This is a genomic window from Allopseudospirillum japonicum (assembly GCF_900108915.1).
In the GTDB taxonomy this organism is placed as follows: domain Bacteria; phylum Pseudomonadota; class Gammaproteobacteria; order Pseudomonadales; family Halomonadaceae; genus Pseudospirillum; species Pseudospirillum japonicum.
Genome location: NZ_FNYH01000017.1, coordinates 26,191 through 34,880 on the forward strand (window position 1 = coordinate 26,191; position 8,690 = coordinate 34,880).

At 46.5% G+C, this 8,690-nt stretch carries 5 protein-coding genes; 4 read left to right on the forward strand and 1 reads right to left on the reverse strand.

From position 1 onward, the window contains the following. Window positions 1–51 precede the first annotated feature (51 nt). From prfB to BMX05_RS11860, 4 genes are all read left to right on the forward strand, one after another. Window positions 52–1,150, forward strand: a protein-coding gene (gene prfB, locus BMX05_RS11845) for a peptide chain release factor 2 (RefSeq protein ID WP_143051971.1) whose coding sequence is annotated in 2 segments (ribosomal slippage) — window positions 52–126 and window positions 128–1,150 — 1,098 coding nt in all. Because the reading frame shifts where the segments join, the coding sequence is not laid out codon by codon here. A gap of 67 nt (window positions 1,151–1,217) precedes the next feature. Next, window positions 1,218–2,714: a lysine--tRNA ligase gene (gene lysS, locus BMX05_RS11850; protein WP_093312352.1), complete on the forward strand. Its 1,497-nt coding sequence runs from the start codon at window positions 1,218–1,220 to the stop codon at window positions 2,712–2,714. A gap of 240 nt (window positions 2,715–2,954) precedes the next feature. Continuing rightward, the gene (locus BMX05_RS12820; protein ID WP_093312355.1) at window positions 2,955–4,016 is read left to right on the forward strand and encodes an RNA-guided endonuclease InsQ/TnpB family protein; all 1,062 of its coding nucleotides are present in this window, start codon (window positions 2,955–2,957) and stop codon (window positions 4,014–4,016) included. A 209-nt stretch (window positions 4,017–4,225) separates the two neighbouring features. After that, window positions 4,226–6,268 (forward strand): methyl-accepting chemotaxis protein, encoded by a 2,043-nt coding sequence (locus tag BMX05_RS11860; RefSeq protein ID WP_093312359.1) that lies wholly within the window; start codon window positions 4,226–4,228, stop codon window positions 6,266–6,268. Window positions 6,269–6,328: 60 nt separating this feature from the next. Here the strand turns inward: BMX05_RS11860 and BMX05_RS11865 are convergent, their stop codons facing one another. Further along, a complete protein-coding gene (locus tag BMX05_RS11865; protein ID WP_218139051.1) occupies window positions 6,329–8,326 on the reverse strand; it encodes an exoribonuclease II in 1,998 nt (665 codons plus the stop codon). Window positions 8,327–8,690: the final 364 nt, after the last annotated feature.

Here is an 8,690-nt window from a genome sequence, read left to right on the forward strand (position 1 = left end):
GCCTTTTGGGGTGGGCGTCTTTTCAGTTACTTTACTATTCAACGGATATTTATGTTAGAGATTAATCCTATCTTAAACCTCATTAAAGACTTAAATGAACGTGGGCAAGTCTTAAGGGGGTATCTTTGACTATGCTCATAAGCAAGAGCGTTTAGAAGAAGTCAGCCGTGAGCTTGAGGATCCTCAAGTCTGGAATGAACCGGAGCGTGCGCAAGCTTTGGGGCGTGAGCGTGCCCAGCTAGAAGCTGTGGTCCATACGCTAGATGAGCTTGCACAAGGCTTGACAGATGCGCGTGAATTATTAGATATGGCCGTGGCCGAAGACGACGCGCATACAGTCGAGGAAATTAGTACCGAGGTAGAACGTTTGCAAGGCCTGCTTGCCAAGCTAGAGTTTCGACGTATGTTCTCTGGTGAAATGGATGCCAATCATGCGTATTTGGACATTCAAGCGGGTTCAGGAGGCACAGAAGCGCAAGATTGGGCCAGCATGTTATTGCGTATGTATCTACGCTGGGCAGATGCGCATGAATTTAAAAGCGAAATTGTCGAATTATCCGATGGTGAAGTTGCAGGAATTAAATCCGCAACGATTCGTGTTGAAGGCGAATATGCTTACGGTTGGTTGCGTACTGAAACCGGCGTACATCGCTTAGTGCGGAAAAGTCCTTTTGATTCTGGTGGACGTCGGCATACCTCCTTTGCGTCTGTGTTTGTGGCACCAGAAGTCGATGATTCTTTTGATATCGAAATTAACCCAGCAGATTTGCGCGTGGATGTGTATCGTGCTTCCGGTGCAGGAGGCCAACACGTGAACCGTACTGAGTCTGCCGTGCGTATTACCCACCTGCCTACCAATACGGTCGTGGCTTGCCAATCGCAGCGCTCGCAACATGCCAACCGTGATTTTGCAATGAAGCAGCTCAAAGCCAAGCTGTATGAGTTGGAAATGCACAAGCGCAATGCTGAAAAACAAAAGTTAGAAGATTCTAAAGCAGATATCGGTTGGGGGAGCCAAATACGTTCTTATGTTTTGGATGATTCACGGATTAAAGACCTACGCACTGGGGTGGAAAACCGCAATACCCAGTCGGTACTCGATGGCAATCTGGACCGCTTTATCGAAGCAAGCTTGAAACAAGGCTTATAAGGATCACAAGCCGTTAATCTGTGCTTTGCGCACTTTATTCACTGATGATAAGTAAAGAGTAGATGATATGACCCAAGATGCCGCCCCTGAACATGCGCAGCAAGATGAGAACCGCTTGATTGCTGAACGTCGTGCTAAGTTGCAGCAAAGACGTCAACAAGGACAAGCTTTTCCTAATGATTTCCGTCGAGATGCTTTGGCCGCTGAATTGCAAGCTGAACTCGGTGAACAAGATAAAGCCAGCTTGGAAGCTTTAAACCGAGCTGCAAAAGTGGCTGGGCGCATTGTGCGTATGCGCGGACCTTTTATGGTGATTCAAGATATGAGCGGGCAGATTCAACTCTATGTTGATCGTAAAAGCTTGGACGAGGCGACCCGCGCAGAGATTAAAACTTGGGATCTTGGCGATATCGTGGCGGCGTCTGGTCCTGTGCATAAATCGGGTAAAGGTGATTTATATGTGCATATAGAAACCTGCCAGTTACTGACAAAAAGCTTGCGTCCATTGCCGGATAAATTTCATGGTTTAGCAGATCAGGAAATGCGTTACCGTCAGCGTTATGTGGATTTAATTGTCAATCCAGAAAGTCGCAAAACGTTTCAAATACGCGCACAAGTGATTCGTTCGATTCGTGAGTTTTTAACGCAGCGGGATTTTATGGAAGTAGAAACCCCTATGCTGCAAGTGATCCCAGGTGGAGCAAGCGCACGTCCTTTTATCACGCATCATAATGCGTTAGATATGGATATGTATTTGCGTATTGCGCCTGAGTTATATTTAAAACGCTTGGTCGTAGGTGGCTTTGAAAAAGTTTTCGAAATTAACCGTAATTTCCGTAATGAAGGCTTATCAACGCGCCATAATCCAGAATTTACCATGCTGGAGTTCTACCAAGCCTATGCAGATTATAAGGATTTAATTGATTTAACCGAAGCTATGTTAAAGCAGGTAGCGCAAGAAGTATTAGGTCAAACCCAAGTAGAATACCAGGGCGAGTGTTATGATTTTGGCCAGCCATTTAAACGCCTAACTTTGTTAGAAGCCATTCTGGCTTATGGCGATAATATTCAAGCAGAACAATTGGCAACGCTGGAAAGCGCGTCTCAATTGGCAAAAAACCTCGGGATTGGCGTGAAAGCTTCTTGGGGCTTGGGTAAGGTACAAACGGAAATCTTTGAGCAGGTTGCTGAGCATCAACTACGTCAGCCTACTTTTATTACCGAATATCCTGCCGAAGTGTCACCTTTGGCACGTCGTAATGACGAAAATCCTTTTGTGACTGATCGTTTTGAATTTTTTGTCGGTGGGCGTGAAATTGCCAATGGTTTTTCTGAGTTAAATGATGCTCAAGATCAAGCAGAACGCTTTGCTGCACAAGTACAAGAAAAAGAAGCCGGCGATGACGAGGCTATGTATTATGATGCTGATTATGTACGCGCATTAGAATATGGGTTACCGCCAACGGCAGGTGAAGGCATTGGGATTGACCGTTTAGTAATGTTATTGACCAATAGTCCATCGATTCGTGATGTGCTTTTATTCCCAGCGATGCGTCCGCAATAGACTAAAGTCTAATGGGGAAGGAATCTCCTTGTAAAAGTATGTGACTTAGGAGTTTTTGACCAAAATGCGCGACAAGCCCCGTACTTTGAGTGAAGGGTAGCGCAGGGAGGCGTCAGCTTCCCTTAATGGGGTTGGGTTTGTTGTTCAATGTATTGCATATCACTGACATAGGCACACCCCCAAGGCTACCGGCGTAGTCACTTGGACTCTATAGCACATTCTTTATGTATACTTGAAGGCATGAAATACACCAAGACTCTAAAAGTTCGCGTCCGAGACAAGCACCGGCCTTTGCTTAATCAAATGGCTCGGTCGGTTAACTTCGTTTGGAACTATATCAATGAACTGAGTCACCGTTCCATCAAGGAACGGGGTGTGTTCCTGTCCGCCTACGACATTCAGAAGTACACCCAGGGTGCGCATAAAGAATTAGGGTTGCACAGCCATACAGTTCAGAAGGTTGGGGCTGAGTACGCTACCCGCCGCAAGCAGTTTAAGAAGAATCGCTTAAACTGGCGCAAATCTGGCGGTGTGCGACGCTCACTGGGCTGGATTCCAATCAATACCGGTATGGCGAAGTGGAAAAATGGACAGGTGTACCACAATGGCCATTACTTTAAAGTCTGGGACAGCTACGGCTTGGGGCAATACAGCTTCCGAACAGGTTCGTTTAACGAAGATGCCCGTGGGCGCTGGTACTTCAATGTGGTGGTTGAGGTGGAAGCAAAGATACCCGCAGGTCAAGACAAAATCGGTATCGACCTTGGCTTAAAAACCACCGCGACCTGCTCTGATGGCACCAAGCTGGAAGCAGGCCACTTCTATCGTGATTTAGAACCGAAGTTGGCGATGGCGCAACGGGCCGGAAAGAAAAAACAGGTCAAAAATATTCACGCCAAGATTGCCAACCGACGTAAAGACGCCTTGCACAAGTTCAGCCGCCAACTGGTGAACCGCTGCGGTGAAATCTACGTTGGTAATGTAAAATCATCCGCGTTAGCCAAAACCACCATGGCCAAGTCTGTGCAGGATGCAGGCTGGGCGATGCTGAAAACCATGCTGAAATACAAATGCGATCACGCAGGCATTGTTTTTAAAGAGGTTAACGAGTCGTACACCACCCAAACCTGCTCGCATTGTGGCGCTTTGCCCAATGAGAGGCCGAAAGGTATCGCAGGGCTTGGAATAAGAGAATGGACTTGCAGTGCGTGTGGTGTCACGCACGACCGCGATGTGAACGCGGCCAAGAACATGCTTGCGCTCGGGCATGAGCGTCCTGAAGAGGGAATCCCCGTCCTTTAGGGCGGGGAGGATGTCAAGTCTTTGTAAGTGAAGCCTGTATAAAAATCAGTTTATTAGCACTGCAAAATATTTTATGCTGATTTTTATACAAAAATCTTTGTGTACAGCAGAATTAATTGAATGAATAAAACGACCGTTTTCTTTTGCTAAAAATAAGCAAAAATTTTTGTATTTTCGTGACTGATTTTAAGCGGTTGGAGAATAATATAATGCTAAGTTCCCTCTCTATGGTGCGTAAGCTTCTTGTGACCTTACTGCCTGTAGTTCTTCTGGTATTGATTGGCTTAACTTGGGTTGTCAACATGGAAGTACGCCAAGCGAGCTTAGCGCAAGCCACAGATGATGCACACCGCATTGCTCAGTTGGAAGGCCAACAGGTCATCAGTGGTTTGATCCGTGAAATGAAAGCCTTAACGGGCTTAGTAAGTGCTGCTAAAGCACGTCATGTCTTACCTATAGAAGAACGCCGTCAGGTGTTTGACCAATTTTTAAAACAGCATTTACAAGATCACCCGCATTTAATTGGCAGTTGGTCCCTATGGGAACCCAATGCGTTTGATCAACGGGATGATCAGCTAAAAAATACCTCAGCAACTGATGCTAGCGGGCGTTATATTCCTTATTGGTTTCGTGATGGGCAAGGGCAAATCCAAGTTGAAGCCTTGATAAACTATACCCAGCCCGGTGATGGTGATTATTATCAGCTTGCAAAGCAACGCCAGCGTCCTGTTATTTTAGATCCTTACTTTTACCCTATTGCAGGTGAAGACCGTTTAATTACCTCCTTGGTCTTACCTATCATAGAAAACGGGCGTTTCCTTGGAGTGGTCGGCGTGGATATGCTGATTGATGAAATCCAAACTCAGGTCACACGTGTGAAGCCTTATGGTACTGGTGTTGCTGCTTTATTTACTAAAGCAGGGGTGATTGTTGCTCATCCAGATGTACAACGCTTAGGTAAAAATGCGGCAGATACAGAGCAAGACGTGATGGGCGAAGACCACACACGGATTATACAAGCGATGGGTGAGGGGCGTTCCTTCGAGGTGATACGTCATACCGAAATGATGCAAGGTGATACTCTGATTTTGAATGAGCCGATCAAACTGACCGGTACGCAAGAACATTGGAATATGTCGATTGCTATCCCCCTAGATACTGTGATGCAAGATGCACAAGCGTTGGTACGTGATATTGTCATGTTAGGGGCAGGTGGTGCCCTGATTATTTTGGTCTTGATTGTGATTGTCGCGCGTCATGTCGCTATGCCTTTGCAAGATGCTGTGGAAGCCTTGGAAGCGATTGCCAATGGTGATGGCGATTTAACACGCCGTTTGCAAGTACAAGGTCATGATGAAGTGGCACAACTCGGGCGGGCGTTTAATACCTTTGCTGAGCAAGTGCGTACGCTTGTGCAAGATTTAAATCAACGCAGTGATGAGCTCTCAGCTTCTGCAAGCCAAATGAGTATGAATAGTCAGCGTGCTTTAGAGGGGGTTGAACAACAACGCGCAGAAATTGAGCTTGTGGCTGCAGCCATGAACCAAATGAGTGCCACTGTGACTGAAGTAGCCGCTAACGCACAAAGAGCATCCGATGCAACACAAAGTGGAAGTGATGAGGTAACCACAGGCTTGAGTGTGATTGAAAAAGTCGTGGGTGCCATTCATAAACAAGCACAAGAAATTCAACAAGCTGCATCGGAAATCACCACCTTAGAAAAAGGCAGTCAAGAAATTGGTGATGTGATTAATGTGATTCGTGAAATTGCAGATCAAACCAATTTGTTGGCACTCAATGCTGCGATTGAAGCTGCACGTGCAGGTGAACATGGTCGCGGCTTTGCAGTCGTTGCTGATGAGGTGCGCACTTTAGCGAATCGGACACACTCTTCTACACAGGAAATTGAAGGGACGATTACACGTTTGCAAAGCCTCACTGAAAGTGCAGTCAAGCGTATGCATGCCAGTCAAGCGGGTGTACAAGAAAGTGTACAAGAGGTAGAGGGCGCACGTCAGGTGCTAGAGCGTATCGCTGAGGTGATGCGTATGATTCATGATATGAATATGCAAATTGCTTCAGCAACTGAGCAGCAATCAGCAACGACAGATGAGCTTTCAGTGAATATCACGCGTATCAGTAGTATTGCGGAGGATGCAGCACAAGGGGCCAGTGAAACCGCTGCCAGTGGTCAAGCCTTGCAAGAAGTAGCCTCTTATTTAAGCCAGAATGTGCGCCGTTATCGTATCTAAAGGCTAACTAACAAGAAGGCCGCTGTTATCGCGGCCTTTTTGTGTGTGCTACCTTCGCGATTAGGCAAAAGGGCGTGCAATAATTGAGCGTGTTTCTTCGCGCACTTCTTGCAGTTGTACCTCTAAAGTATCTCCTAAACGATATTGGACCTGACCTTGCACCAGCAAGGTGCCTTCCTCTAGGTTGGCAACAATTTCATCTCGGTTAGGATGAATTAAAGACGCCGGCATAAAGGCAGTGGCACCTATATCTTGTAAACGGACACGCAAGCCCCCGCGGGAAATATCTAGGATTTCTGCAGGACGCTTACAAGCCAGTTGTTCTGGCTGGCTTAGATAACGTGCGTAAAGCCAGTCGCGTACATCCCGTTCTGCCATCGCGTTTAGGCGACGTCTTTCATTCAGTTGTGCAAGCAAGGCTTCATCAATCACTAAATCACTTTCTGCTAGGCCAAGGCTTTGCTTAAGCAGTCGGTGATTGAGCATGTCGCCATATTTGCGAATCGGTGAGGTCCAAGTGGCATATGCAGGCAGGCCCATACTTAAATGAGTATCCGCTTGTGCACGAATCTCTGCATAATTTTGTAATTTGCGCAATCTTTGCTCAAGCCAGACACCCTGAGGATGCTGTGCCAGTGCGCGCCGAACTTGCAGAAAGCCTTCTAGGGTATTGAGTGTTTCTGCTGGCATTTGTGCGTCATACAAGCCATGGGCCACTAACAGGGTTTTGGCTTGTTGTAATTGCTCTTCGGCAAAACCTGTATGGGTGTTAAACACGCCTGTGCTTTGTGCGGCGGCTAAGGTGCTGGCGGCGCACTGGTTAGCAGCAATCATAGCTTCTTCTACCAAACGATTAGCTTGGCGTCTATATTCTGCTTTAATTTCAGTAACTTGACCTTGTGGATCCAAGACAAAACGGTAATCAGGACGATCTGGGTACACAAGTGCATTATGTGTACGCCATTGTAAGCGTGCTTGTGCAAAATCGTTGAGGGTATGTAAAAGTGCTGCAAGTTCAGGCGTTTCAGGCTGCCAACTTCCTGTATTTTCTAGCCAATCAGAAACTTGATCATAAGCTAGCTTGGCTTGTGACTGCACTAGTGCCAACTGAAATGTATGCTGTTCGATGGCACCTTGCGTATTCAGCTCCAGCTGGCAGACTAACGCAGGGCGAACTTGCTGGGCACGCAATGAGCACAAATCATGGCTGAGGGCCTCTGGCAACATAGGAATTTCGCGTGCAGGCAAATACAAACTGAAGCATCTTTGCTGTGCTTCTTGGTCTAAAGGTGTGCCATAAGGAATATAAGCAGTTGGGTCAGCGATGGCGACTTGTAGTTTCCAGCCCCCATCCGCTTTAGCTTCTATATAGAGTGCATCATCCATATCTAAGGTGGAAGCGCTATCTATCGTGACAAATGGCAGATGGATTAAATCCGTACGTCCTACGGCAAGTTCTTCTAAGCTAGGAAGCGGTAAATCTTGTAAATCAGGTGCTTGGTGTGGCAATTGATGGCGGGCTAAAATCACTGACCAAGGGGCAAAGGGGTCTTCAGCACTGGCAATTTTTTGTACTACTTCACCAAAGAAAAAGTTTTTCTTCTCTGGTAAGGGATGGCTGAGCAAGCGGGCTACGACCCAATCACCTTCTTGTAAATCTGCTTGTTGACATTTGGCCTCAGCGGCGATACGGCAGCTCACTTGAGTACGAATCGCATGGTGGTCAGGCACAACAGCTAGCTTGCCCTCGCGCTTTTGTACTCGAGCGATAAAACGTTCCAGTGCGGGGGCGACTAGCTCAAAAGGTTCTACTGAATCACGGCCATTTTCAGTACGGACATAAGCACGTACCTTATCGCCATGCATCACGCGACGCATTTGTGGTGGTGGAATAAAGTAGCTTGTACTTGCGTCAACCTCTAAAAAGCCAAAACTTTTATCTGTCCCTTTGACTAACCCTTCCACACTGGGGGTTGTATCGCGCAGGTTCTGTTTTAATTTCTGGAGTAAAGCATTATTTTGCAGCATAAACTCACGCAGCATCCACAATAAAGGCAAATAGGCATGCTCTGGATAGAGCACTTGAAATAAGAAAGCTAACTATAGCATGTATCCTTGCTGGTCTTGGTAAGGTACGCGGGCTTCTCTAATGTAAAAATTTCGTGAACTCACTTAGAAAGTAAAAAAACTACCAAACCCCTTGCATTCTGTTTTGATCTACGTATAATTCACCTCCGCTGCTTAGGACGAGACCATTAGGTGCGTCTAGGTAGCGGAAGTCTTTCCTTAGAGTTTTGCAAACAGATTTATTTGTTTTCAAGGTTCGTTAGGCTAGACTAGCCCTAGTGGGTTTTTGCTAAGTGTTTGATAAAAAAGACATTGACGCGAAAAACTCAGGCGCTATAATGAGCGCCATCAAGTC